At 60.4% G+C, this 24,170-nt stretch carries 23 protein-coding genes; 9 read left to right on the top strand and 14 right to left on the bottom strand.

Features of this window, described 5'->3' with window-relative positions; all coding sequences use genetic code 11:
• Positions 1-33 precede the first annotated feature (33 nt).
• Positions 34-411 carry a hypothetical protein gene (locus tag ACZ0AZ_RS14340; protein WP_415763527.1) on the top strand — a complete coding sequence of 126 codons (378 nt, stop codon included), beginning with the start codon at positions 34-36 and terminating at the stop codon, positions 409-411.
• Positions 412-501: 90 nt separating this feature from the next.
• Here ACZ0AZ_RS14340 and ACZ0AZ_RS14335 read toward each other — a convergent pair whose 3' ends face one another.
• Complete coding sequence (locus ACZ0AZ_RS14335; protein ID WP_007908870.1) at positions 502-711, bottom strand: cold-shock protein; 210 nt, start codon at positions 709-711, stop codon at positions 502-504.
• A 238-nt stretch (positions 712-949) separates the two neighbouring features.
• Between ACZ0AZ_RS14335 and plsB the strand changes: the two genes are divergently transcribed.
• The 3 genes from plsB (at position 950) to ACZ0AZ_RS14320 (ending at position 4,685) form a co-directional block, all read left to right on the top strand.
• Entirely contained in the window at positions 950-3,451 is a 2,502-nt protein-coding gene (gene plsB, locus ACZ0AZ_RS14330; RefSeq protein ID WP_463537592.1) for a glycerol-3-phosphate 1-O-acyltransferase PlsB, read from the top strand.
• 119 nt (positions 3,452-3,570) lie between these two features.
• On the top strand, positions 3,571-3,969 hold the full coding sequence (locus ACZ0AZ_RS14325; protein ID WP_310406726.1) for a YbaY family lipoprotein: 399 nt from the start codon (positions 3,571-3,573) through the stop codon (positions 3,967-3,969).
• A 26-nt stretch (positions 3,970-3,995) separates the two neighbouring features.
• Complete coding sequence (locus tag ACZ0AZ_RS14320; RefSeq protein ID WP_016771492.1) at positions 3,996-4,685, top strand: DUF4197 domain-containing protein; 690 nt, start codon at positions 3,996-3,998, stop codon at positions 4,683-4,685.
• Here ACZ0AZ_RS14320 and ACZ0AZ_RS14315 read toward each other — a convergent pair.
• The 3 genes from ACZ0AZ_RS14315 to ACZ0AZ_RS14305 form a co-directional block, all read right to left on the bottom strand.
• Positions 4,682-6,073, bottom strand: a complete 1,392-nt coding sequence (locus ACZ0AZ_RS14315; RefSeq protein ID WP_463537591.1) for a Fic family protein — start codon at positions 6,071-6,073, stop codon at positions 4,682-4,684. The genes ACZ0AZ_RS14320 and ACZ0AZ_RS14315 overlap by 4 nt on opposite strands.
• Positions 6,074-6,632: 559 nt before the next feature.
• Positions 6,633-9,701: an efflux RND transporter permease subunit gene (locus ACZ0AZ_RS14310; RefSeq protein WP_463537590.1), complete on the bottom strand. Its 3,069-nt coding sequence runs from the start codon at positions 9,699-9,701 to the stop codon at positions 6,633-6,635.
• Positions 9,702-9,707: 6 nt separating this feature from the next.
• Positions 9,708-10,808 carry an efflux RND transporter periplasmic adaptor subunit gene (locus ACZ0AZ_RS14305; protein ID WP_130000200.1) on the bottom strand — a complete coding sequence of 367 codons (1,101 nt, stop codon included), beginning with the start codon at positions 10,806-10,808 and terminating at the stop codon, positions 9,708-9,710.
• Positions 10,809-10,902: 94 nt separating this feature from the next.
• Between ACZ0AZ_RS14305 and ACZ0AZ_RS14300 the strand changes: the two genes are divergently transcribed.
• The gene (locus ACZ0AZ_RS14300; RefSeq protein ID WP_463537589.1) at positions 10,903-11,538 is read left to right on the top strand and encodes a TetR/AcrR family transcriptional regulator; all 636 of its coding nucleotides are present in this window, start codon (positions 10,903-10,905) and stop codon (positions 11,536-11,538) included.
• A gap of 122 nt (positions 11,539-11,660) precedes the next feature.
• Here the strand turns inward: ACZ0AZ_RS14300 and ACZ0AZ_RS14295 are convergent, their stop codons facing one another.
• Positions 11,661-12,443 (bottom strand): class I SAM-dependent methyltransferase, encoded by a 783-nt coding sequence (locus ACZ0AZ_RS14295; protein WP_463537588.1) that lies wholly within the window; start codon positions 12,441-12,443, stop codon positions 11,661-11,663.
• A gap of 92 nt (positions 12,444-12,535) precedes the next feature.
• Between ACZ0AZ_RS14295 and ACZ0AZ_RS14290 the strand changes: the two genes are divergently transcribed.
• Positions 12,536-13,156: an energy transducer TonB gene (locus tag ACZ0AZ_RS14290; RefSeq protein WP_463537587.1), complete on the top strand. Its 621-nt coding sequence runs from the start codon at positions 12,536-12,538 to the stop codon at positions 13,154-13,156.
• Between the two features lie 3 nt (positions 13,157-13,159).
• Here ACZ0AZ_RS14290 and ACZ0AZ_RS14285 read toward each other — a convergent pair whose 3' ends face one another.
• The 7 genes from ACZ0AZ_RS14285 to ppc all read right to left on the bottom strand — a co-directional run bounded on the left by ACZ0AZ_RS14285 (position 13,160) and on the right by ppc (position 20,507).
• Positions 13,160-13,852: an extensin-like domain-containing protein gene (locus ACZ0AZ_RS14285; protein WP_463537586.1), complete on the bottom strand. Its 693-nt coding sequence runs from the start codon at positions 13,850-13,852 to the stop codon at positions 13,160-13,162.
• A 2-nt stretch (positions 13,853-13,854) separates the two neighbouring features.
• Positions 13,855-14,691 carry an isocitrate lyase/PEP mutase family protein gene (locus ACZ0AZ_RS14280; protein WP_463537585.1) on the bottom strand — a complete coding sequence of 279 codons (837 nt, stop codon included), beginning with the start codon at positions 14,689-14,691 and terminating at the stop codon, positions 13,855-13,857.
• A gap of 30 nt (positions 14,692-14,721) precedes the next feature.
• Positions 14,722-15,582 carry a DUF72 domain-containing protein gene (locus ACZ0AZ_RS14275; protein ID WP_463537584.1) on the bottom strand — a complete coding sequence of 287 codons (861 nt, stop codon included), beginning with the start codon at positions 15,580-15,582 and terminating at the stop codon, positions 14,722-14,724.
• Between the two features lie 7 nt (positions 15,583-15,589).
• Positions 15,590-15,898: a hypothetical protein gene (locus tag ACZ0AZ_RS14270; protein ID WP_042606956.1), complete on the bottom strand. Its 309-nt coding sequence runs from the start codon at positions 15,896-15,898 to the stop codon at positions 15,590-15,592.
• 257 nt (positions 15,899-16,155) lie between these two features.
• A complete protein-coding gene (gene tsaB, locus ACZ0AZ_RS14265) occupies positions 16,156-16,830 on the bottom strand; it encodes a tRNA (adenosine(37)-N6)-threonylcarbamoyltransferase complex dimerization subunit type 1 TsaB (RefSeq protein WP_463537583.1) in 675 nt (224 codons plus the stop codon).
• A gap of 95 nt (positions 16,831-16,925) precedes the next feature.
• Positions 16,926-17,576, bottom strand: a complete 651-nt coding sequence (gene adk / locus ACZ0AZ_RS14260; RefSeq protein WP_039762420.1) for an adenylate kinase — start codon at positions 17,574-17,576, stop codon at positions 16,926-16,928.
• A 300-nt stretch (positions 17,577-17,876) separates the two neighbouring features.
• Positions 17,877-20,507: a phosphoenolpyruvate carboxylase gene (ppc, locus tag ACZ0AZ_RS14255; RefSeq protein WP_310406708.1), complete on the bottom strand. Its 2,631-nt coding sequence runs from the start codon at positions 20,505-20,507 to the stop codon at positions 17,877-17,879.
• A 212-nt stretch (positions 20,508-20,719) separates the two neighbouring features.
• Between ppc and ACZ0AZ_RS14250 the strand changes: the two genes are divergently transcribed.
• The 3 genes from ACZ0AZ_RS14250 (at position 20,720) to ACZ0AZ_RS14240 (ending at position 22,679) form a co-directional block, all read left to right on the top strand.
• On the top strand, positions 20,720-21,064 hold the full coding sequence (locus ACZ0AZ_RS14250) for a pilin assembly protein (protein WP_065615306.1): 345 nt from the start codon (positions 20,720-20,722) through the stop codon (positions 21,062-21,064).
• A gap of 366 nt (positions 21,065-21,430) precedes the next feature.
• On the top strand, positions 21,431-21,835 hold the full coding sequence (locus ACZ0AZ_RS14245) for a DUF4398 domain-containing protein (RefSeq protein ID WP_024011747.1): 405 nt from the start codon (positions 21,431-21,433) through the stop codon (positions 21,833-21,835).
• A gap of 55 nt (positions 21,836-21,890) precedes the next feature.
• Entirely contained in the window at positions 21,891-22,679 is a 789-nt protein-coding gene (locus tag ACZ0AZ_RS14240) for a lipotoxin F family OmpA-related protein LptF (protein ID WP_024011746.1), read from the top strand.
• Between the two features lie 173 nt (positions 22,680-22,852).
• On the opposite strand, the gene ACZ0AZ_RS14235 is transcribed toward ACZ0AZ_RS14240, so the two are convergent.
• Both ACZ0AZ_RS14235 and ACZ0AZ_RS14230 read right to left on the bottom strand, forming a co-directional pair.
• Entirely contained in the window at positions 22,853-23,182 is a 330-nt protein-coding gene (locus tag ACZ0AZ_RS14235; protein WP_039762415.1) for a hypothetical protein, read from the bottom strand.
• The gene (locus ACZ0AZ_RS14230; RefSeq protein WP_463537582.1) at positions 23,179-24,084 is read right to left on the bottom strand and encodes an alpha/beta hydrolase; all 906 of its coding nucleotides are present in this window, start codon (positions 24,082-24,084) and stop codon (positions 23,179-23,181) included. The genes ACZ0AZ_RS14235 and ACZ0AZ_RS14230 overlap by 4 nt, the downstream gene beginning before the upstream one ends.
• Between the last annotated feature and the right edge of the window lie 86 nt (positions 24,085-24,170).

The following is a 24,170-nucleotide window of genomic DNA, read 5'->3' as shown; positions in this document are numbered from 1 at the left end:
AATGGATTTTTCAGACCCGCAGTGAGGACATCCATGCGCCAACCGGACATCGAGATTTACCTGAAAGACGCCGACGTCGACCACAAGGCCATCGCCGCCTGGCTCAGCCAAGCGCTGGGCCCGTGCAGCGACTGGGTGCAGAAAGGTCAGACGTACAAATGCAAGGCCGGCAACGTGCCGGTGACCTGGCTGCCGAAAGCCGTGGGCAAGTGGAACAGCCTGTACCTGGAAAGCGACCAGACCCCATGGGACGACGACATCGCCTGCGCCCGTGCAGCCTTCGCCGCGCTGAACGTCGAAGTGCGTTGTGCACCGGGGACGTGGGTCGAAGAAGAAGGTGAAGAAACGGCTGATCGCTGGATTCGCATCAGCGAAGACGGAGAAGAAGAAATCACCTGGAAAACGGCTTAAAAGCAGCTGCAAGTTACGAGCTGCAAGCTGCAAGCCTCAAGCGCAACTGCTTATAGCTTGTGGCTTGCAGCTTGAAACTTGAAGCTGCTGTTACAGGCCTACAACATCCTCAGCCTGCAATCCCTTCTCGCCGGTAATCACCGCGTACTCGACCTGTTGACCTTCGGTCAGCGAGCGGTGCCCTTCGCCGCGTATCGCGCGGTAGTGCACGAACACGTCCACCCCGTCTTCGCGCTGGATAAAGCCGTAGCCTTTGGCGTCGTTGAACCACTTCACGTTGCCGGTTTCGCGTGTTGCCATCGGTTCATAATCCTTTTTTATTATTGAACAGGCTTTTCGCAGGAAAGCCTTCGAGGAACGTCAGCCTGCGTCCGACGTCCATAACAGGGCACCGGCAACAGAGCGCCGAGTATATGACAGGTGAAGAAACTCTCAACAGGAGATTACTTCGGCGCTTTTTTGCCGATTTTCAGCGAATCCGTCACACTATCGACCGCCCGAGCGCCTGCTCGGTTTTATTCACTCACGCAGAAGCCGTATGACCCGTTCCCCGTTCCGCCGTCTTGTGTTTGGCACCCTGCGCCGCCTGTTGTATCTCTGGGTTCGCTCCGAGACCATCAATCAGTCGTCGTTCACTCTTAACCTCGACCGCAGTCGTCCGGTGTTCTACGTCCTGCAAAACCCATCGCTGACCGATCTGGCGGTGGTCGACACCGAATGCACCAAGGCCGGCCTGCCGCGCCCGGTGCTGGCGGTGTCGGTGGGTTCGCTTATAGAGCCGGCGGCGTTTTTCTACCTGACGCCGGACCCGGACTGGCTCGGTCGCCAAGACAAACGCGGCGCGCCGCCGACCCTCACCCGTCTGGTCAGCGCGCTGACGCAGAACGCTGCCGAAGACGCGCAAATCATTCCGGTCAGCGTGTTCTGGGGCCAGTCGCCAGACAGCGAAAACAGCCCGTGGAAACTGTTGTTCGCTGACAGCTGGGCGGTCACCGGTCGTCTGCGCCGACTGCTGAGCATCATCGTCCTCGGGCGTAAAACCCGCGTGCAGTTTTCCGCCCCCATCCACCTGCGCGAACTGATCGATCACAACAAGGGCCACGAGCGCACCGTGCGCATGGCCCAGCGCATCCTGCGCGTGCACTTCCGCAACCTGAAAGCTGCGGTGATCGGTCCGGACATTTCTCACCGGCGCAATCTGGTCAAAGGCCTGCTCAACCAGCCACTGGTCAAACAGGCGATCCTTGACGAGGCCGAGCGCGAAAAAATCTCCCCGGAAAAAGCCAAGGCCCAGGCCCTGCGCTATGGCAACGAGATCGCCTCGGACTACACCTACACCGCGATCCGTTTTCTCGAAGTGGTGCTGAGCTGGTTCTGGAACAAGATCTACGACGGCATCAAGGTCAACCACATCGAGGGCGTGCAGAATGTCGCGCAGGGTCACGAAGTGATCTACGTACCGTGCCATCGCAGCCACATCGACTACCTGCTGCTTTCCTATCTGCTGTTCCGCAATGGCCTGACCCCGCCGCACATCGCCGCCGGGATCAACCTCAACATGCCGGTAATCGGCAGCCTGCTGCGGCGTGGCGGGGCGTTCTTCATGCGCCGCACCTTCAAGGGCAATCCGCTGTACACCTCGGTGTTCAACGAATACCTGCACACCCTGTTCACCAAAGGTTTCCCGGTCGAATATTTCGTCGAGGGCGGGCGCTCGCGCACCGGGCGCATGCTGCAACCGAAGACCGGGATGCTCGCGATCACCCTGCGCAGTTTCCTGCGTTCGTCGCGGATGCCGGTCGTGTTCGTGCCGGTGTACATCGGTTACGAGCGCGTGCTCGAAGGCCGCACCTACCTCGGCGAACTGCGTGGGGCGAGCAAGAAAAAAGAGTCGATTTTCGACATTTTCAAAGTGATCGGCGCGCTCAAGCAGCGTTTCGGTCAGGTCGCGGTGAACTTCGGCGAGCCGATCAAACTCGCGGAATTCCTCGACGCCGAGCAACCGGACTGGCGCCAGCAGGAGCTCGGCCCGCAGTTCAAACCGGCGTGGCTCAACGAAACCACCAACCGCCTCGGCGAAAAAGTCGCCCGGCATCTGAACGAAGCGGCGGCAATCAATCCAGTGAATCTGGTGGCGCTGGCCCTGCTGTCGACCACGCGTCTGGCCCTGGACGATCGGGCCATGGCGCGGGTGCTGGATCTGTATCTGGCATTGCTGCGCAAAGTCCCGTATTCGCCGCACACGACCTTGCCGGAAGGCGATGGCCGTGCGCTGATCGAGCATGTAAAGGACATGGATCTGCTCGCCGAGCAGAACGATGCGCTGGGCAAGATTCTGTATCTGGACGAGCAGAACGCCGTCCTGATGACTTACTACCGCAACAACGTCCTGCACATTTTCGCCCTGCCCTCGTTGCTCGCGAGTTTCTTCCAGAGCACCTCGCGCATGAGCCGCGAGCAGATCCTGCGCTATACCCGCGCGCTGTATCCGTACCTGCAATCGGAGCTGTTCATCCGCTGGAGCCTGGATGAGCTCGACGCAGTGATCGATCAGTGGCTGGAAGCGTTCGTCGAGCAGGGTTTGTTGCGGTTCGAGAAAGATCTGTATCTGCGTCCGGCGCCGAGTTCGCGGCATTTCGTGCTGCTGACGTTGCTGTCGAAAAGCATCGCGCAGACCTTGCAGCGGTTCTATATGACCGTGTCCCTGCTGCTCAACAGCGGCCAGAACAGCATCAGCGCCGAAGAGCTGGAAGACCTGTGCACGGTCATGGCCCAGCGCCTGTCGATCCTCCACGGTTTGAACGCTCCAGAGTTCTTTGACAAGAGCCTGTTCCGCCACTTCATCCAGACCCTGCTCGACCTCGACGTCCTGCGCCGCGACGAAGCCGGCAAGCTCAGCTACCACGAACTGCTCGGCGAGCTGGCCGAAGGCGCGGCCAAACGCGTCCTGCCGGCGGAGATTCGCCTGTCGATCCGCCAGGTCGCGCTGCACCGCAGTGAAGATGCGGCGGATCAGGTCATGCCACAGCCTGAGGCTTGATGTCTTACCCCTGTGGGAGCGAGCCTGCTCGCGAAGACGGAATGTCAGTCGAGATTTAGTTTGACTGACCCAGCGCTTTCGCGAGCAGGCTCGCTCCCACATTGAAAGGAGATTCACCCATGAAAAAACTGCTGACCCTCGCCGCCGCCACCCTCCTCAGCGCCTGCCAATCAACCACCCCTGCCGGCAAGGCCAGCCTCGACGGCGAAGTCTTCTACCTGCAACGCATCGCCCTGCCCCCGAGCGCGACTTTGAGCGTGAGCCTGCAGGATGTGTCGCTGGCCGATGCGCCAGCCGTCGTCCTCGACCAACAGAAAGGCCCAATCAAAGGACAGGTGCCGCTGCCGTTTCATTTGAGCTACGATCCGGCGCAGGTCAAATCCGGCCACCGCTACTCGATCAGCGCACGCATTGAAGTCAACGGCGAGCTGATGTTCATCACCACCGAAAACCACGCCGTGCAACTCGACGGCAACGACACGCAGCCGCTGAAAATCCGCGTCGACGCCGTTCGTTAATCCACTTTCGCCACAAGGAAGCCGCCATGCGCCGCCCTACCCTTCGCTTCGCCGCCGCCTGCGCCGGCCTGCTGATCTCCGCCAACGCCTTGGCACTGTCGCTCAACGACCTGTCCCAGCAAGACGCCACCGGCGGCCTAAAGGACGCCCTGACCCAAGGCGCACAGATCGCCGTGAAGCAACTCGGCACCCCGGGCGGCTTCAGCAATAACCCCGAAGTGAAAATCGAACTGCCGGGCAAACTCGGCAAAGCCGCGAGCAAGATGAAAGCCTTCGGCATGGGCGCCCAGGTCGAAGAACTGGAAACCGCGATGAACAAAGCCGCCGAATCCGCCGTGACCCAGGCCCAGCCAATCCTCGTCGATGCAGTGAAGAAAATGAGCGTCGCCGACGCCAAAGGCATCCTCAGCGGCGGCAACGATTCCGCTACCCAGTACCTGAACAAATCCAGCCGCGAACAGATCCGCGCGAAATTCCTGCCCATCGTCAAACAAGCCACCGACAAGGTCGGCGTCGCGCAGAAATACAACGCTTTTGCAGGTCAAGCTGCGGCCTTCGGCGTAGTCGATGCGAAGAGCGCGAACGTTGAGAGCTACGTTACTGAACAGGCACTCAATGGTTTGTTCGAGATGATCGGCAAACAGGAAGAGACGATACGTCAGAACCCGGCCGCTGCTGCGACGAGTCTGGCGAAGAAGGTGTTTGGTACGCTTTAGGACGTCATCACACCGGGGCGAATTAATTCGCCCCGATGTTCTTCTCCTCCTAAAAGCCCCCGCAAAAAGAACACCGTCTCCCTGCCCAACGTTCTTTTGACGAATATCTGCAACTGCTCCAGCCCTTCTAGAATCGACGCCGCCTCGCTACCCGAGCAGGAAAAATTTTCCGCGACATTGCTCGCCGTAAACTCCTTCGCCTCCCCGCTTTTAGCCACTTGATACAACGCGCGCTGCCGTTCCGTCAGTTGGGCAATTACGCCAGAGCTCGTCAGCCAGCGCTCAAAGTCCTGAGTATCAGCCAGACTCTTGCGGTACACAGTTGTAAAACCGACCACGGCTCGCAAAATTACCGCGCATTGAAACTCGATGAAATAAGTCAGATCCAGCTCATCCGCCTCGGTGTGTAGGTAGGAGCGTCCGTATTTCACCGGTGCATTGCGCAGCAGCAGACTGATCGCAATGTAGCGAAACGCCGCGAACTCATGTTTGAACATGAACCAGTAAAACAAGGCTCTCGCGACCCGCCCGTTACCGTCGCGAAATGGATGTTCATAACCCATGGCGAAATGCAGCGTCACGGCCTTGATCAGTGGATGCAGATAATTTTTGTCCAGAATCGAGGCAGCGGGCCGGTTGAGCCAGGCGGACAGCCTCGCCAACCGCGCAACCAATCCTGCAGCAGGAGGTGGTCGGTGCACGGTGTTGCCTGAACCATCCTGAACAACCACCTCATCATTGGTCCGGAACAATCCGGGGGAATACTGCTCGTCATCGATCCCCTCCACACCCACTCGATGGATCTCTGCAATCAGCTCAATGCTCAGAGGTTCATAACGCTTTTCCCAAGCGAAATTCATCATTCGATAATTACCCATGACCATGCGCTCATCCGGCGTCCGCGGCTGGCGCTGATGCTTGAGCATGTCCTTGGCAACACGAGTCGTGGTCGCCGCACCCTCCAACTGGCTACTGGCGATGGCCTCGTCTTCGATCAAGTCATTGAGCAGACAACAGAAATGCGCCCGCTCGCCGATCTGACTGGTCATGTAATCCAGCGCGGCCGTACTGGCGTAACGATCCACCACAGACAAGGTTTTCTGCGCCAACGGCGTCGGCACGTATTTGCCCCACTGCACCGGCTCGCCCAACGGCAACAAATGAATGTACTGGGCCGCCCGCGCCTTTTTCACCAACGCCCAACAAAGATTCGCGTCCAACCCTCCCGCCCAGCGATAGCGCAACGCCTCGAATGGCAGATAGCGCCCCTGGTCATCCAGCGGCTTGAGAAGCGCCAGATAATCCGCTAGTCGTTGCTTGTGGGGCGAGCGGGCCAACAGGTCGAAAACAGGATCCGTTCTGCCGGCTAATGGCGGTGGTTTCTTCATCGGACAGACTCAAGGACTCGGAAAACAGAACCCGGAGTACAGCATTCGACGGCCAGCGCCTCAAGATCGGAGGATTCTGAAAAAACTGTAGGAAGACAGCGCGAATTGGCGATTTGAAATGAATTGCCTGTCAGACCGCCTTCGCGAGCAGGCTCGCTCCCACAGAAAAGCAAGCAGCGCAGCTGCCCGCGGCGAAGCCGCACCACTCAACAATGAGCGCAAGCTCGAGTGCTCTTGATCTTGATCCACCGGCGACGTCGGAAGGCTGAGTGGAGGGATTGATCCGGGCGTGGGAGCGCAGCGACCGTCTGGCGCAGCCAGACACAGCGGAAGGAGGTGCAGCGAAGCAAACCGTAGCCGCTGCGCCCGGATCAGTCCCGGAGCGAAGGGACCCGAGCCTGCGAGGGCCGAACGTAGGAGCTAGCGTTTTTTGCTTACTTTTTTTGGCGCTTGTAAAAAAGTAAGTCGCCGTCAGGCGAAACCGCCAGCAGCCGCTACCGCAGCAACGGATATTCGCGCAAAACCCCAACAGCCTGGTCGGCCCGAAGGCCGCCAAGGATCAAGCCTCCCGACGAACCCTGAACCAGGCCGCATACAACGCCGGCAAAAACAGCAGCGTCAGCGCCGTCGCCACAATCAACCCACCCATGATCGCCACCGCCATCGGCCCGAAAAACACACTGCGCGACAGCGGAATCATCGCCAGCACCGCCGCCAGCGCCGTCAACACAATCGGCCGGAACCGCCGCACCGTAGCCTCGATAATCGCCTGCCAGGGCCTGAGCCCCGATGCAATATCCTGCTCGATCTGATCGACCAGAATCACCGAATTGCGCATGATCATCCCGGACAGCGCGATCGTCCCGAGCATCGCCACGAACCCGAACGGCTGCCTGAACACCATCAGAAACAGGGTCACCCCGATCAAGCCCAACGGCGCGGTGAGAAACACCATCGCCGTACGCGAGAAACTGCGCAGCTGCACCATCAGCAAGGTCAGCACCACGACGATGAACATCGGCACCCCGGCGTTCACCGACTTCTGCCCGCGCTCGGAATCCTCCACCGTGCCGCCGACATCCAGCAGATAACCATCGGGCAATTCAGCGCGAATCGGGTCCAGCGTCGGCATGATCTGCTTGACCAGCGTCGCTGGCTGCTCCTTGCCATAAATGTCCGCCCGGACCGTCACGTTCGGCAGGCGGTTGCGGTGCCAGATGATGCCTTCTTCGAAGCCATATTCCAGCGTAGCAATCTGCGACAACGCCACGCTGCGACCGTTATCCGTCGGCACCGCGAGACTCGGCAATAGCGACAACTCAGTACGTTCATGCACGGTGCCGCGCAGCAGAATCTCGATCAATTCGTTGTCTTCGCGGTATTGGCTGACCGTCGAGCCGACCAGTGAACTCTGCAGGAATTTCGCCAGATTGGCCGTGCTTACGCCAAGCGCGCGAGCGCGATCCTGATCGATGTTCAGATAAACAACTTTGCTCGGCTCCTCCCAGTCCAGATGCACGTTGACCACATGCGGATTCTCGCGAACCTTCGCTGCGACTTTGCGCGCCAACGCACGGACTTCTTCAATGTGCTCGCCAGTGACGCGGAACTGCACCGGATAGCCAACCGGCGGGCCGTTTTCCAAACGAGTGACCCGCGAACGCAGGGCCGGGAACTGTTCGTTGAGAGTTTCGATCAACCAGCTGCGCAGCGCTTCACGCTCTTCGATGGTTTTTGCCAACACCACAAACTGGGCAAAACTCGCCGCCGGCAGTTGCTGATCCAGCGGCAGATAAAAGCGTGGCGAACCGGTGCCGACATAGGCCACGTAATTGTCGATGCCGGCGTGCTCCTTGAGCAGCGCTTCGAGGCGTTTGACTTCGCTGGTGGTATTGGCCAGCGAAACACCTTCGGCCAATTTCAGGTCGATCATCAACTCCAGCCGGTTCGAAGCCGGAAAGAACTGCTGCGGGACGAAGCGGAACAACATAACCGAGGCGATAAACAGGCCGACGGTGAGCACGATCACCGTCTTGCGATGGGCCACACACCACTCCACCAAACGCCGCACGCGCTGATAGAACGGCGTGGCATACGGATCAGGCTGACCATCGCCAGTACCGTGTTTTGCCGCGTGAATTTTCGCCAGATCCGGCAGGAGTTTTTCCCCCAGATACGGCACGAACATCACCGCCGCGACCCACGACGCGAGCAAGGCAATGGTCACCACCTGGAAAATCGAGCGGGTATATTCGCCGGTGCCGGACTGCGCAGTGGCAATCGGCAGGAAACCGGCGGCGGTGATCAACGTGCCGGTGAGCATCGGGAATGCGGTGCTGGTCCAGGCATAACTCGCCGCGCGAATGCGGTCGAAGCCCTGCTCCATTTTGATCGCCATCATTTCCACGGCGATGATCGCGTCGTCCACCAGCAAACCCAGCGCAAGCACCAGCGCACCGAGGGAAATCTTGTGCAGGCCGATCCCGAGGTAATACATGCAGGCGAAGGTCATCGCCAGCACCAGCGGAATGGTTAGCGCGACGACCATGCCGGTGCGCACGCCGAGGGAGAAGAAACTCACCAGCAAGACGATCGCCAGCGCCTCAACCAACACCTGAACGAACTCGCCGACGCCGGTTTTGACCGCTGCCGGCTGGTCGGACACCTTGCGCAGCTGCATGCCGGCCGGGAGGTTTTTCTGGATCCGCGAGAACTCGCCTTCCAGCGCTTTGCCTAGCACCAGAATGTCGCCGCCGTCCTTCATTGCCACGGCCAGACCGATCGCATCGTCGCCCATGAAACGCATGCGCGGCGCCGGTGGATCGCTGAAACCGCGACGCACATCGGCGATATCGGAGATGCGGAAGGTGCGGTCGGCGACGCGGATCGGAAAGCTTTTTATCTCATCGACTGTCTGAAAATTCCCCGAAACGCGTAACTGCAAGCGCTCGCTGCCGGTCTCGAAGAACCCCGCCGTGGACACCGCGTTCTGTTCCTCCAGCGCCTGCTGCACCGCCGCCAGCGGCAAGCCGAGGGTGGCGAGTTTGACGTTGGACAGCTCGACCCAGATTTTCTCGTCCTGCAGGCCGAGCAGTTCGACCTTGCCAACGTCCTTGACCCGCTGCAGCTGGATCTGGATGCGGTCGGCGTAATCCTTGAGCACGGCGTAGTCAAAACCATCGCCGGTGAGCGCATAGATATTGCCGAAGGTGGTGCCGAACTCGTCGTTGAAGAACGGCCCCTGGATTCCCGGCGGCAAGGTCTGGCGGATATCGCCGACCTTCTTGCGCAACTGATACCAGAGGTCGGGGATGTCCTTGGAGTGCATCGAATCGCGAGCAATGAAAGTGACCTGGGATTCACCGGGGCGAGAGAACGACATGATGCGTTCGTACTCGCCGGTTTCCATCAGCTTTTTTTCGATGCGTTCGGTGACCTGGCGCGAGACCTCCTGCGCGGTCGCACCGGGCCAGCGGGTCTGAATGACCATCGCCTTGAAGGTGAACGGCGGGTCTTCACTCTGGCCGAGTTTGGTGTAGGACAACGCGCCGACAACGGCGAGCAAAAGCATCAGGAACAGTACGATCTGGCGATTACGCAACGCCCATTCGGAGAGGTTGAAGCGCATCGGGGCTTACTCCTTGTTCGCCAGATTGACCACACGGTTGGAGCGATCCACTGGTCGCACCTGCTGGCCGTCGAGCAAGACGTGAACGCCGGCAGCTACAACCCAGTCGCTGGCATTCAGGCCTTCGAGCACCGCCACGCTTTTCTCGCCGAACGGACCGACCCGCACCGGGGTTTTCTTCAACATGTTGTTGCCGTTGACTACCCAGACGTAGGTCGCGCCGTTTTCAGCGGTCAGCGCGGAAAGCGGTATGGACAACGAGACACTGTCGGCCGACTGCACGAACACCCGGGCGCTTTGCCCCAATTCGGCCGGGACTTTGCCGCTGGTGAACGAGATGCGCGCGGCAAAAGTGCGTGAACGCGGGTCGGCGGACGGCGACAACTCGCGGATCTGCCCGGCGAACCGTTGATTCTGCTGTGCCCACAACTCCACGGTAACCGGCTGACCAACCTTGAAGCGGCCGAAGCCTTGCTCCGGCAGACTGATCAATACTTCGCGCTCACCATCGGTGGCGAGGGTGAACACGGTTTGCCCGGCAGCGACCACTTGGCCGACTTCGACCGAACGCTTGGCCACCACACCGTCCTGTGGCGCACGCAGCACCGCGTAACTGGCCTGGTTGGTCGAAACGTTGAATTCGGCTTTGATTTGTTTAAGGCGCGCTTCGCCGGAGCGATATAGATTTTCCGCATTGTCGTAGGCCGAGCGGCTGACCATCTGCCGCTCCATCAGGGTTTTGTAGCGATCGCGCTCAGCGCGCACCAGGTTCAGATTGGCCTCGGCGGCAGCAACCTGCGCGCGGGTGGCTTCCAGTTGCAGGCGCACATCCTGCGGATCGAGTTCGGCCAATGGCTGATCGGCCTTGACGCGCTGGCCTTCGTCGACCAGTCGTCGGCTGACTTTGCCGCCGATGCGGAACGCCAGATCAGGCTCATAACGGGCTCGCACCTCGCCCGGATAACTTTCCATCGCCTGCGCCGAAGGCTCGGGCTGTACCACCATGGCCGGTCGCACGGTGACTTTGGTCACCTCTTCCTGACCGCACGCCGATAACAGGAACGCCAGACTGACTGGCACGGCAAAGGACAACGCATGGCGGAACATGGTGACGGACCTTTCGCGAATGAGGCTTGGAATATTTATACTGGCGGGTATGGTATTAATAGCAAACTCACCAGTCCAGTATTAAAAGCGAAGAATGTCGAACAATCTTTCAGCTCCAAACGGTCCGGGTCGTCCCAAGGATCTGGCCAAGCGCCAGGCGATCCTGGATGCGGCAAAAACCCTGTTTCTCTGCCATGGCTACGCCAACACCAGCATGGACGCGGTGGCTAGCGAGGCCGGCGTGTCGAAGCTGACGGTCTACAGTCATTTCAACGACAAGGAGACGCTGTTCTCCGCTGCTGTCGTCGCGAAATGCGAGGAACAATTACCGCCGCTGTTCTTCGAATTGCCGGACGGCATCGCGGTGGAAAATGTATTGCTGAACATTGCCCGAGGCTTCCACCAACTGATCAATAGCGATGAATCGGTAAACCTGCATCGTTTGATCATGGCGCTGGGCAGTCAGGACCCGAAGCTGTCGCTGATCTTCTTCGAGGCCGGCCCAGAGCGCGTGGTCAACGGCATGGAAGGTCTCCTGGCGAAAATCCATGCAACCGGCGCGCTGAGCATCGATCAGCCACGCAACGCCGCCGAGCACTTCTTCTGCCTGATCAAAGGCGCGGGAAATTTTCGTTTGTTGTACGGCTGCGGCGAGCCGCTGACCGGAGAGGCAGCGGAGCGGCATGTGCGCGAGGTGGTGGGGTTGTTTATGCGGGCATATCGGAGATAAGCAGCTTCGAGCGGCAAGCCTCAAGCTGCAAGCAAAAGCAAAAGCAAAAGCAAAGGCAACCTCGCTTTGGCTTTGGCTTTGGCTTTCACTTGTAACTTGCAGCTCGAAGCTTGCAGCTGCCCCTAAGGCTTCAGCGCTTTCTTCGGATAAATGTCATACCGGCTCGATTTGCCATCCAGCGCATGGCTCGGTTTCGGCCCTTCGATGCAGGGTGCCTTGCGCGGTCGCTTGACCACCACCCGGTGCGTGGCCAACGCCAGCGCGGCTTCAAGCAAAGCAGGGGCATCCGGGTCATCGCCGACCAGCGGGCGGAACAGGCGCATTTCCTTTTTCACCAGCGCGGTTTTCTCACGATGCGGGAACATCGGGTCGAGGTAGATCACCTGCGGCGGCTCCCCTTCCCAACTGCGCATCACTTCGATGGAATTGCCCTTGAGCAACTTCATCCGCGCAACGATTGGCGCTACATCGAAATCTTCTGCCGCTCGGGCCAGGCCGTCCTCAAGCAGTGCGCCGATCAGCGGCTGACGCTCGATCAGGCTCATTTCACAACCGAGACTGGCCAACACAAACGCGTCCTTGCCCAGGCCTGCCGTGGCATCCAGCACCCGCGGGCGCACGCCTTGGGCGATGCCGACCGCTTTAGCGATCATCTGCCCGCTGCCGCCGCCATACAAACGACGATGCGCCGCGCCGCCCTCGACAAAATCGACCCGCACCGGGCCCGGGGCATCCGGGCCGAGCTGCTGCAACTGCAAGCCCTGCTCGCCGACCTGCAAGGCGAACTCGCCGTCCGCCTCGCCGAGCGGCAGGCCGAGACGTTCGGCCCAGTGTGCGGCTTGCGTTTGAAACGCTGGGGCGAGGGCCCGGACATGGATGCGGCAGGCCGCGGGTGACTCGATCATGAAAAAACGCTCAAAAAAGTTAAGGATCGACAAAAACCGCCGATAAACCATTCAACGCGCATTTTGCCAGAGCTGAGCGTCAACCGAAAAAAATGTCAGGCATTCTTCCCACATCGATTGGCTACGTTTCGCCCCACGGCGACTTCAGCCGTCATAACACTCAAGCACTGAGCGGCGTCAGTCACCTGTGGCAGGATTTCTTTGCCCAGGCCCTGGCCGAACAGACGAGTGAAGTGGTGCCGGCCTGCGGCACGTTTCCACCGGTTGACCTGAGCAGCCCGGAAGAACCGACCGTTGGCAGCGAGTTGCACGCGCACATCGTCAGCCAGCGTGAGTGCGACGTGGTCGAAACCCAGGTTCGCCCGCCAGAGCCACTGTTCCTGCCGATCGCCGAGTTTGAAATGGAGCTGCTGGACAAGCCGTTCCCTCCGTTCCCGCCGGAAGAACTCAAGGCTCAGCAAGAGCAACAGGATTTCGACAGCAGCTGGGTACGCCCGATTGTGATCAACAATGGCCAGCCACTGCCGGAGCCAGGCCCTGCTCCGCAGAAACGTCCACTGTATCTGCCGATCGCCGAGTTCGACCTGGACTTGCTGCAAAAGCCTTATCCGCCGTTCCCGCCGGAAGAAATCGTCGAACAACAGAAAGCTCTGGACTTCGATAACGGCTGGGCGCGCCCGATCGTATTGCAGAACCTGCGCCTCGCCGCCTGATTCTCAGCGACACACGCTCCAGCGCCCGACATCGACATGAAAGTGATTGCGATGAGCGGCGTTGTAATCCGGGCTCAACACCACACTGAATGACTCACAGGCGCCGTCACGCAGCTGACGCAGAAACTCCGCGTCCTGATTTTGCTTCGGCCAATCCCTGAGCACGCTGATCGTGCGTCCGTCAGCCAGGCGGAAACCGGCGATGTCCAGCGCGTCGGCACTGGCGTGTCGACTGAGCGCACCGTTCTCACGGTTGTAGACATTGCGACAGGCAAAGCTGCCCAAGTGATCGACCCGCGCGATCTTCTGGCGGTAAACCGATTGCGCCGCCGGTTGCAGGGTGTGGTGTTCAAACATCGCGTAGGCCACCGCCAGCGGGCAACTGGCGATGAAACTGCTGCTCAGTGCCACTTCACCGCCCTGCACCCGCAGAGCGCCGATCAGCGGACACTTGGCCCCGGGACTGTCGGCCTGACGGCTGTAGCGCAAATCCGAGCTGCTCAATGCCTGTGCGCACAATTCAGGATCACTGCGCAGGCGTATGAGTTTGTAACCGGTCAGCCAGTTGGGCGCGTTTTTTATGTCCAATGGCGCCCACGGGTTCCACTGTGGCGGCACCTCCAGCCAGCCGCGCCAGACACTTACCGCTGCACCACCCATCGCGAGCAACAGCCCCCAGAACAGCCAACGTCCCATGCTCAGTCCTTGAAGAATTGATTGGCCCTGGCGTACGGCATCGACTGTGACGTGAAGCCAAAGGTGCCGGATTGCTGGATTTCTTCAGCCGCGCGGAAGAACTCGCCGAACGCCGCCAGCGCCAGTGCCGAGCCGGTGCTGATGCGGCGTACGCCCATTTCCTCAAGTTGCTGCACGGTCAGTTTCAAACCGCCAGACATCAACACATTGACCGGTTTTGGCGCCACCGCTTGCACCACTGCGCGTACTTCCTCGGCGCTGCGCAAACCCGGTGCATAGAGGACGTCGGCACCCGCTTCGGCAAATGCCTGCAAACGGCGAACGGTGTCGTCGAGGTCATGGTTGCCGTGCAGGTAGTTTTCCGCTCGAGCGGTGAGGATGAAGGGAAACGGCAGCGTGCGCACCGCCGCGACAGCGGCTTCAATCCGCGCCACGGCGTGTTCGAAGCAATAGATCGGTGCGTCCGGGCGCCCTGTCGCGTCTTCGATCGACCCGCCCACCGCGCCCGCTTCGGCGGCGCGCAGAAGACTCTGCGCAGACTCGTGCGGATCATCGGCAAAGCCGTTTTCCAGGTCCACCGCCACCGGCAGATCCGTCGCTGCGACAATCGCCCGGACATTGGCCAGGGTCTCGTCGAGACTCAACGCGCCATCAGCCTTGCCCTGGGAAAACGCGTAACCGGCGCTGGTGGTGGCCAAGGCCTGATAGCCGAGACTGGCGAGCATTTTCGCCGAGCCGGCGTCCCACGGATTGGGGATGACGAAGATTCCCTGGCGATCATGCAGGGCCTTGAAGGCTTGGGCTTTGAGGAGTTGCTGTTGACTGACTTCGACGTTCATCGACGAGCTCCCGGGCAGAAAAAAACCGCCTCAGAGCAAGCCAAGCTGCTCGACGGCGGGTTCTCTGTATAGCTCAGGCAGCGTGGGCAAGCCAGGCAAACGTTGCACCAGCTGGGCGTGAAAACGTTGCGCGAGTTTCGCTGCCAACAGGTTGTCGGCGGTGTGCAGGAAGATGTAAGGCGTGCGCCCCTCTTCGATCCATTCAGCAATCTTCGCCACCCACGGCATGAGAAACGCATCGTTGGCCTCAAGTTCGGGATGGCCGATGAAGCGCACCTGCGGAAACTGGGTAAACGCCGCGGGACGCGTCGGTACACGCGGCTTTTTCGATTGTGCGTGGATCACCGAGGACTCGGTCGACAGGCAACTGAACAGCGCGCGCGGGTCGAGACAGATGCGCTCGACACCGCGATCCAGCAACAGACGATTGAGCAGACGCTCGCTCTCGCCCTTGGCGAAGAACCGTTCATTGCGCACCTCGACCGCGAGCGGGCAATCCAGCGCATCGATAAATGCCGCCAGTTCCGGCAGACGCTGCGGCGTGAAGCTTTTCGACAGTTGCAGCCACAGCGGCGAAACACGTTCGCCTAACGGCTTGAGTAATTGCAGGAAGGTTTCGGCAGCGGTCAGTTGCTCGCGCAAGTCGCCACTGTGGCTGATGTCGCCGGGGAATTTGGCAGTGAAGCGAAAGTGCGCCGGCATGATCTCGGCCCAGCGCTGCACAGTGGCTGGCGATGGGCTGGCGTAGAAGGTGGTGTTGCCTTCGACGGCGTTGAACACCTGGCAGTAGAGAGCGAGAAAGTCGGAGGTTTTTGCGTCTACCGGATACAGATACTCGCGCCAGGCATTTTCGCTCCAGGACGGGCATCCGAGGTAGTAAGGCAAATTCATCAGATATTCAGATATACAGATCGAGGCCCAGCACGTCCGCATCCCAATCAACAAAACCGGCTGTGCTCAGGTAGCTGGCCAGGGCCATGGCTACGCTTTTCTTCATCGCGCGGTGGTAGATCATGTCTTGTTGGCGGGCAGGCAGGTTGCTCAGGCGTTGCGCGGTGGCTTGGGCTGCACGGGCGGCCATCTGCTCTTCGCTCGGGAATTCCAGCTCGCCGTCGATGATGTCGACGGATTCATCCAGCGCCGCATTGCCTTTACGCGGCTTGCGCTTGATGGGGTAGGACTGAGTGGAAACGCCGTCTATACGCATAATGTCATGCTCGGTATCGATGATGGCAATTTAGCGGCACTTGACCGACTTAGCAAACCGCCGAGTGATAACTAGAACACAGAAAGCGCAAAAGGTTTTAAGGGAGGGGGAAGAAACTGACGATTGGCGATATTTGTATGTGACCAATGAACCTGTGGGAGCGGGCCCGCTCCCGACGAGTCCAGCACATTCAACATATGCATTGACTGACCAGAAGCCTTCGCGAGCAGGCTCGCTCCCACAGGAGAAAGTGTCTGTCAGCGGGCTTTGGGGGTGGCGACTTTATCGCGCAGGTAGACGGGCTGTGCGTCGTCCGCCGGGATCGCCTCGCCGCGTTCCCAGGCGAAACGCGCGAGCGTCAGCAAGTCTTCGGCGTGGGGCAGCATGCCCGCATCGGAGCCGCTCAGATTGACGGCAATGCGCTCGGCGTAGCCCCAACCGGTTCCGGCACCGAACCAGCCGCCGTCGGCATCGGCCGGTAGCGCAGCCACCTCCGGCGGCAGCACCGCTTCGGCGCCGACCAGGCGCATCTCCCCCGCCGTCTCGCGGTAGCAGCCCCAATACACTTCATCCATCCGGGCATCGATGGCGGCCGCGACCTGGCTTACGCCATGCTCACGAAAGGCACGCTGCGCCAGCACGGCAAGGTTGGACACTGGCAACACCGGTCGATCCAGCGCAAAGGCCAAACCCTGCACGACACCAATGGCAATGCGCACACCGGTAAACGCGCCCGGGCCACGGCCGAAGGCAATCGCGTCGACCGCTTGCAGCGTGGTGCCGGCATCGGCGAGCAATTGCTGAATCATCGGCAGCAGCTTCTGCGCGTGCAAACGCGGGATCACCTCGTAATGGCTCGTGACCTTGCCGTCATGCAGCAAGGCAACGGAGCAAGCTTCAGTCGCGGTGTCCAGGGCCAGCAAGGTGCTCATCGATGTTTCCAAAACAGGGGTGGGGAAAAAAGTGCGTCAGTATAAACAACTACGGCCCGCAAGCGGGCCGTGGATGATGCAGCCGATCAGACTTTTCAGCTCAGCGCGGCCAGCACCTTGGCGGTGATTGCATCGACCGAACCCACGCCCGGAATGTGGCTGTACTTGGGCTTGCCGCCGTTCTTGGCGGAAAGGTTCTGATAGAACTCCACCAGCGGCTTGGTCTGCGAATGGTAGACCGACAGGCGATGACGCACGGTTTCTTCAGTGTCGTCCTTGCGCTGCACCAGTTCTTCGCCGGTGATGTCGTCCTTGCCAGCCAGTTTCGGCGGGTTGTAGACGATGTGGTACACGCGGCCGCTGGCTTCGTGAACACGACGACCGGCGATGCGCTGGACGATTTCTTCGTCTTCAACAGCGATTTCCACCACTGCGTCCAGCTCGACACCGGCAGTGACCAGTGCTTCAGCCTGCGGAATCGTGCGCGGGAAGCCGTCGAACAGGAAACCGTTGGCGCAATCAGGTTGAGCGATGCGGTCCTTGACCAGCGCGATGATCAGGTCATCCGACACCAGGCCGCCGGCATCCATGATGCTCTTGGCTTGCACGCCCAGTGGAGTGCCAGCCTTGACCGCCGCACGCAGCATGTCGCCGGTGGAGATTTGCGGAATGCCGAATTTCTCGGTGATGAACTTTGCCTGAGTACCTTTACCGGCCCCGGGAGCTCCCAGCAGAATGACGCGCATCGATGTGCTCCTCAATTTTTTATATAAAAGCTTTACAAAACAAAGGATTCGCTCGTAACCGGCGGATCCTGAAAATACGGGTCGTGGCCGCACAAACGGCCAAAGGCTGATCAAGATACACAGCAGGCTGCGCCCACACAAGACGCCAAAAGTCGGAGAAACCGACGCCCGCCGTGACCTTGCGACGCGGTAACCCAAGTCGCAACCCCAACATTAACTGTCGCCTCGCGGCACTTTCCTACGCCAAGGGTGGCGACATCCGACTCTCATCGCGAATGCCGCCTGAACTGCTCAGCAACCTTAGCCGGTATTGCGCAATCCGGCGGCAATCCCCGCCACAGACACCAGCAGCGCCTGTTCCACCGGGCTGCCCTGCTCGACTTCCTGCTGCCGCGAACGCGCCAACAGTTCGGCCTGCAATAGATGCAGCGGGTCGAGGTAGGTGTTGCGCAGGCGGATGAATTCGAGGGTGTCCGGGCTGTGCGCCAGCAGCTGCGACTGCCCGGTCAGACCAAGCACCACGGAGCAGGCCTGCGACAATAGGTCGCGTAACTGCGCGCCCAACGGCAGCAGGTTCGCCTCGACCAAACGTTCATCGTAGGACTGCGCGATATCCGCGTCGGCCTTGGCCAGCACCATTTCCAGCATGTCGATGCGGGTGCGGAAGAACGGCCACTGTTCGCGCATCTGCCCAAGCAATTCGCCCTCGCCGCGCTCGAGCGCCTTGCTCAGTGCGGTCTCCCAGCCCAGCCAGGCCGGCAGCATCAGCCGCGTCTGGGTCCAGCCGAAAATCCACGGGATCGCCCGCAGGCTTTCGATACCGCCGGCGCGGCGCTTGGCCGGGCGACTGCCCAGAGGCAGACGTCCCAATTCCTGCTCCGGGGTCGACTGACGGAAGTACTCAACGAATTGCGGATTTTCCCGCACGACCTGGCGGTAAGCGCTGACACCGTCCGCCGCCAATTCGTCCATCAGATGCCGCCATTCAGGCGTCGGCGGCGGTGGCGGCAACAAGGTCGCCTCGAGCACGGCGGCCAGATACAGATTGAGGTTTTGCTCGGCGATGTCCGGCAGGCCGAATTTGAAACGAATCATTTCGCCCTGCTCGGTGGTACGGAAACGCCCCGCCACCGAACCCGGCGGTTGCGACAGAATTGCCGCGTGCGCCGGACCGCCGCCACGGCCAACGGTACCGCCGCGACCGTGGAACAGCAGCAGTTCGACTTGCTGTTCGCGGCAGATTTCCACCAGGCGTTCCTGCGCGCGATATTGCGCCCAAGCCGCAGCAGTGGTGCCGGCATCCTTGGCCGAGTCGGAATAGCCGATCATCACTTCCTGCGGGCCGTGCAGGCGCGCGCGATAGCCCGGCAACAACAGCAGACGCTCCATCACCGGTCCGGCGTTGTCGAGGTCGGCGAGGGTTTCGAACAGCGGCACCACGCGCATTGGCCGCAGGACACCAGACTCTTTGAGCAGCAGTTGCACCGCGAGCACATCAGAGGCGGCGCCAGCCATGGAGATCACGTAAGAACCCAGCGATGCAGCGGGTGCGGCGGCGATTTCCTTGCAGGTATTGAGCACTTCAGCGGTGTCGGCCGACGGTTTGAAATGCGCGGGCAGCAGCGGACGGCGGTTGCTCAATTCTTCGGTGAGGAAATTGATGCGCCGTTCTTCGTCCCATTCCTCATAGCGGCCGAGGCCGAGGTAATCGGTGATTTCGGTCATTGCCGAGCTGTGCCGGGTCGAATCCTGACGCACATCGAGGCGCACCAGAAACAGGCCGAACGTCACCGCGCGGCGCAGGCAATCGAGCAACGGCCCGTCAGCGATAACGCCCATGCCGCACTCGTGCAGCGAGTTGAAACACAGCTGCAAAGGCTCAAGCAGGTCGCGATTGTCGTGCAGCACATCGGCGGGCGCCGGGGTCGGCGCGGTCAATGCAGCGTGCGCCCAATTGCGCGTCGCACGCAGACGTTCGCGCAATTGCTTGAGCACCGCGCGATAGGGTTCGGCGCTGTCGCCGGCCTTGGCCTTCAGCGCGTCGCTGGCCTGCTGCATCGACAATTCGGCAGCAAGGTGATCGACATCGCGCAGATACAAATCAGCGGCCATCCAGCGCGCCAGCAGCAAGACTTCGCGAGTGACGGCGGCGGTGACATTGGGGTTGCCGTCACGGTCGCCGCCCATCCATGAGGCGAAGCGGATCGGCGCGGCTTCCAGCGGCAAGCGCAGGCCCGTGGCGGCGAACAGCGCCTGATCGGCCTTGCGCATATGGTTGGGGATCGCCTGCCACAAAGAATGCTCGATCACCGCAAAGCCCCATTTGGCTTCATCGACCGGCGTCGGGCGGGTGCGGCGAATTTCTTCGGTGTGCCAGGCTTCGGCGATCAAGCGCTGCAACCTGGTCTGGATCTGCTCGCGCTCGGCGCTCGTCAGGTCGCGATGATCCTGCGCGGCCAGTTGCGCGGCGATCGCGTCGTACTTCTGGATCAACGTGCGTCGCGCCACTTCGGTCGGGTGCGCGGTCAGCACCAGTTCGATTTCCAGGCGCGCCAGTTGCCGGGCCAGAGATTCGGCGCTGTGGCCTTCGCTGCGCAGGCGCGCGAGCAGTTCCGGCAATACCCGCGATTCGAACGGCGCCGGTTGTGACTCCTCGCGGCGATGGATCAACTGATATTGCTCGGCAATATTGGCCAGGTTGAGAAACTGGTTGAAGGCCCGGGCGACCGGGAGCAATTCGTCTTCGCTCAATTGATTGAGGCTGGCGCTCAGTTCGGCGTCCATCGAACCGCGCCGGTCGGCCTTGGCACCCTTGCGGATCTGCTCGATCTTGTCGAGGAACGCCTCGCCGTACTGGTCTCGAATGGTGTTGCCCAACAGCTCTCCGAGCAGGTGAACGTCTTCGCGCAAGCGTGCATCAATATCGGTCATCAGCAGTTCTCCAGCGGTAATCGGGGACAGCGCAGAAATGAATGCTTTGCCAGAGAGTGCCGCTCTGCGCCGCTTCTTACAAGCAGGCGACGAATCGAGTTAAACCTTGCGCGCGAAAGCCAGTCTCAACAGTAAGCCGTACGACGGCCCGCTGCCGGCGCTGCCGGCCATTCACCCAGGCCTGCCATCCGCAGCCGCTAAATGAGGTCATCATGAAAATTCGTGAACTCGCCCAGCATTGGGAAGAAAACGCCAAAGGTCGCCTGACCGATACTGGCTACACGATTCATCTGGATGTGGAATCCGCCGCCAGGCTGGCGGCGATTGCCGAGATGTATCCCAAGCGCCATCCCGAAGAACTGCTCGGCGAACTGATCGGCGCTGCGCTTGAGGAGTTCGAAGCGAGCCTGCCGTATGTGAAGGGTTCGACGGTGGTGGCGACGGATGAAGAAGGTGATCCGCTGTACGAGGATGTCGGCCCGACGCCGCGTTTTCTGGCGTTGTCGCGACGGCATTTGCATGATTTGTCCTCGACTGAGAACAAACAGAAGCACTGATTCCTGACACCGAGAAAAATGTGGGGGCGGGCTTGCCCGCGATGGCGGCAGTTCAGTCAAAGATGTGCTGAGCATGATGGCCTCATCGCTGGCAAGCCAGCTCCCACAGGGTGCTGATCATCCCTGATATCACCTTAAAACTCACCCGCGCGTACCGCTTCAAATCGCCAAAGTTCCCGTCCCAGAGCCTTGTCCAAACGGTCAATTTAATTTTTGGCGATAGGCCATCTTTTCTGAACTTTTCAAAAATGCCGCCGGTCGGAACAGGTAACCACGCCTGGAACGAGCGTTTCAATTCGCGTCAACAAGCGATGCTTTCGGCTCCTCTGCCAGGATGGATTCAGTTGTATTTTCAGGAGATGCCTAATGGAGTTGAAGACCATGAAAACCCAAACCTCGTTTTCCCACCTGCGCGGTCTGAAACTGGCCGCTCTGGCCATCGGCACCAGCTTCGTACTGGCCGGTTGCGCCGGTAACCCACCGACCGAGCAGTACGCCGTGACCCAATCGGCCGTAAACAGCGCCGTCAGCGCTGGCGGTACCGAGTTCGCCGCGGTGGAAATGAAGCAGGCTCAGGACAAACTGAAACAAGCTGAAATCGCCATGCACGACAAGAAGTATGACGAAGCCCGTCGCCTGTCCGAACAGGCCGAGTGGGACGCTCGCGTCGCTGAACGCAAGGCTCAGGCCGCCAAGGCCGAACAGGCTGTGAAGGATTCCCAGAAAGGTGTTCAGGAACTGCGTCAGGAAAGCCAGCGCACCGTGCAGTAAGCGCGCATCCCGACCGCAAAGCTGAAACTCTTACCGATAGAAAGGACGACAAATTATGCGTAAGCAACTGATGATTCCCGCTCTTCTGGCCGCAAGCGTTGCCCTGGCTGCCTGCTCCACCCCGCCTAACCCGAACCTGGAACAGGCGCGCACCAACTATGCCGGCCTGCAGGCCAACCCACAGGCCAGCAAAGTCGCAGCACTGGAAACCAAAGACGCCAGCGATTACCTGGACAAGGCCGACAAGGCTTATCTGGATAAAGAAGACGCCGCCAAGGTTGACCAACTGGCTTACCTGACCAACCAGCGTGTGGAAGTGGCCAAGCAGACCATCGCTCTGCGCACCGCTGAAAACAACCTGAAAAACGCCGCAGCCCAACGAGCTCAGGCTCGCCTGGATGCCCGTGACCAGCAGATCAAACAGCTGCAGGACAGCCTCAATGCCAAGCAGACCGATCGCGGCACGCTGGTTACTTTCGGTGACGTGCTGTTCGCCACCAACAAGGCTGATCTGAAATCCAGCGGTCTGGTGAACATCAACAAACTGGCGCAATTCCTCCAGGAAAACCCGGATCGCAAAGTGATCGTCGAGGGTTACACCGACAGCACCGGTACCGCGAGCTACAACCAGTCGCTGTCCGAGCGCCGCGCGACTTCCGTGCAGATGGCTCTGATCAAGATGGGCGTCGATCCATCGCGCATCGTCGCTCAGGGTTATGGCAAGGAATACCCGGTAGCGGATAACGGCAGCGTCTCGGGCCGTGCGATGAACCGTCGTGTGGAAGTGACCATTTCCAACGACAACCAGCCAGTAGCACCGCGTTCTTCGGTGAGCTCGAACTAAGCTTCACCTGGTAACGCAAAAGCCCCGCCTGACTTGATCAGGCGGGGCTTTTTCATGCGCGACCAGAAATTCCTTGTGGGAGCGAGCCTGCTCGCGAAAGCGGAGTGTCATACACATCAATGTTGAAGGTGAAACCGTATTCGCGAGCAGGCTCGCTCCCACATTTGATGGGGTTACTGCTCAAGCTTCTGCGGGGTCTCTTCACCCATGCAACGCACCGCTTTCTTCTGCGCATTGACCAACACCCCGGTCAACCCTTTCTGCTCGGTATCAAACAACACCAGCACGCCATCAATGCACTGCGCCACTTGCGGCGCGGGGGTCAGCGAGACTTTGTAGTCTTCGCCGGGCACGGTCTTGAGCATGGTGAATTCATTGAGCAGCAGCGCATCCTCCGGCTTGGCAAAGTGCAGGTAGCCGTAGTACCACAGCGCCCCGACGGTGCCGAGGATGCTGCAGATACCGGTGATGATCAGCGGGATGGCATTACGTTCTTCAGTCATTGCGGGTTCTCATCTGCAGAATTCGGGGGCGGCGGATAGTTGGGGATTTCGCCGAGGCGGCGCAGGCCGTCGAAGTGTTCCGGATCGTCGAGATAGCGCAGCATGACCTGCCGCCACACCGGATCGCCGAAGGTCTGCACATGACCGCCACGGGTCAGCTGCAACACGCGCGGCGGCGGCGCTGCCTGATACAGGCGAATGCCGTTGGCCATCGGCACCAGCGGATCGTCGATGCTGTGGAAAATCAGCTTGGGCACGCCCGTCAGCTGCGCCATCGAGTTGATCGCGCTGTCGCCGTCCGGCACCAGCCACGACAGCGGCACTTGCAATGGCCAGGTCAGCCACGAAGTGCTGAGGGCGAATTGGCCGACACTGCGATAACTGGCCGGCACGCCATCCAGCACCAGGGCCTTGAGTTGTTTTTGTCGCTCGGGATGCTGCGCCAGCCAATGCACCGACATCGCGCCGCCCAGACTCTGCCCGAGCAGCACCAGCGGTTTGCCTTTGACCTCGGGCGCGTTGTCGAGCCAGGCGAACGCCGCGTCGATGTCCTGATAGATCGCCGGCAGGCTCGGCTTGCCCTCGGACAAACCGTAGCCGCGATAGTCGACCAACAAGACCTGATAGCCGTTCTTCGGCAACCACCAGCTGCCGCCCAGATGCATCGGCAGATTGCCGCCGTTGCCGTGCAGATGCAGGACCGTGCCTTTGACCTCGACCCCAGGTTTGGCCGGCAGCCACCAGGCGTTGAGTTTCAAGCCATCCGCGGTGACCAGCGTGACGGTGCGGTATTCGAGTTTGGCTTTGTCCGGGGTGAAGATCTGGCCCGGTTCAGGGTAGAACAGCAGCGAACTGCAACCGCCAAGGTTCAAGAGCAGGCAAAGGATGCCGAGGATTCTCATCCGGTGAAACCTCGCAAAAACGTGAGACCAACGCAGATCAAATGTGGGAGCGGGCTTGCTCGCGAAGGCGGTGTGTCAGTCGACAC

The organism is Pseudomonas sp. AC239 (assembly GCF_979258545.1).
Note: the sequence above shows the minus strand (reverse complement) of the source record. Positions and strands in the feature narration are given on the sequence as shown.

Coding starts and splice junctions, on each gene's coding strand:
- ACZ0AZ_RS14270 (WP_042606956.1), bottom strand. CDS start 15,898: ATGCGTATAGACGGCGTTTCCACTCAGTCCTACCCCATCAAGCGCAAG.
- ACZ0AZ_RS14325 (WP_310406726.1), top strand. CDS start 3,571: ATGAAAAAACTGCTGACCCTCGCCGCCGCCACCCTCCTCAGCGCCTGC.
- ACZ0AZ_RS14250 (WP_065615306.1), top strand. CDS start 20,720: ATGAAAATTCGTGAACTCGCCCAGCATTGGGAAGAAAACGCCAAAGGT.
- ppc (WP_310406708.1), bottom strand. CDS start 20,507: ATGACCGATATTGATGCACGCTTGCGCGAAGACGTTCACCTGCTCGGA.
- ACZ0AZ_RS14280 (WP_463537585.1), bottom strand. CDS start 14,691: ATGAACGTCGAAGTCAGTCAACAGCAACTCCTCAAAGCCCAAGCCTTC.
- ACZ0AZ_RS14230 (WP_463537582.1), bottom strand. CDS start 24,084: ATGAGAATCCTCGGCATCCTTTGCCTGCTCTTGAACCTTGGCGGTTGC.
- ACZ0AZ_RS14275 (WP_463537584.1), bottom strand. CDS start 15,582: ATGAATTTGCCTTACTACCTCGGATGCCCGTCCTGGAGCGAAAATGCC.
- ACZ0AZ_RS14305 (WP_130000200.1), bottom strand. CDS start 10,808: ATGTTCCGCCATGCGTTGTCCTTTGCCGTGCCAGTCAGTCTGGCGTTC.
- ACZ0AZ_RS14315 (WP_463537591.1), bottom strand. CDS start 6,073: ATGAAGAAACCACCGCCATTAGCCGGCAGAACGGATCCTGTTTTCGAC.
- ACZ0AZ_RS14245 (WP_024011747.1), top strand. CDS start 21,431: ATGGAGTTGAAGACCATGAAAACCCAAACCTCGTTTTCCCACCTGCGC.
- ACZ0AZ_RS14310 (WP_463537590.1), bottom strand. CDS start 9,701: ATGCGCTTCAACCTCTCCGAATGGGCGTTGCGTAATCGCCAGATCGTA.
- ACZ0AZ_RS14320 (WP_016771492.1), top strand. CDS start 3,996: ATGCGCCGCCCTACCCTTCGCTTCGCCGCCGCCTGCGCCGGCCTGCTG.
- ACZ0AZ_RS14340 (WP_415763527.1), top strand. CDS start 34: ATGCGCCAACCGGACATCGAGATTTACCTGAAAGACGCCGACGTCGAC.
- ACZ0AZ_RS14295 (WP_463537588.1), bottom strand. CDS start 12,443: ATGATCGAGTCACCCGCGGCCTGCCGCATCCATGTCCGGGCCCTCGCC.
- adk (WP_039762420.1), bottom strand. CDS start 17,576: ATGCGCGTCATTCTGCTGGGAGCTCCCGGGGCCGGTAAAGGTACTCAG.
- ACZ0AZ_RS14285 (WP_463537586.1), bottom strand. CDS start 13,852: ATGGGACGTTGGCTGTTCTGGGGGCTGTTGCTCGCGATGGGTGGTGCA.
- tsaB (WP_463537583.1), bottom strand. CDS start 16,830: ATGAGCACCTTGCTGGCCCTGGACACCGCGACTGAAGCTTGCTCCGTT.
- plsB (WP_463537592.1), top strand. CDS start 950: ATGACCCGTTCCCCGTTCCGCCGTCTTGTGTTTGGCACCCTGCGCCGC.
- ACZ0AZ_RS14290 (WP_463537587.1), top strand. CDS start 12,536: ATGTCAGGCATTCTTCCCACATCGATTGGCTACGTTTCGCCCCACGGC.
- ACZ0AZ_RS14235 (WP_039762415.1), bottom strand. CDS start 23,182: ATGACTGAAGAACGTAATGCCATCCCGCTGATCATCACCGGTATCTGC.
- ACZ0AZ_RS14240 (WP_024011746.1), top strand. CDS start 21,891: ATGCGTAAGCAACTGATGATTCCCGCTCTTCTGGCCGCAAGCGTTGCC.
- ACZ0AZ_RS14335 (WP_007908870.1), bottom strand. CDS start 711: ATGGCAACACGCGAAACCGGCAACGTGAAGTGGTTCAACGACGCCAAA.
- ACZ0AZ_RS14300 (WP_463537589.1), top strand. CDS start 10,903: ATGTCGAACAATCTTTCAGCTCCAAACGGTCCGGGTCGTCCCAAGGAT.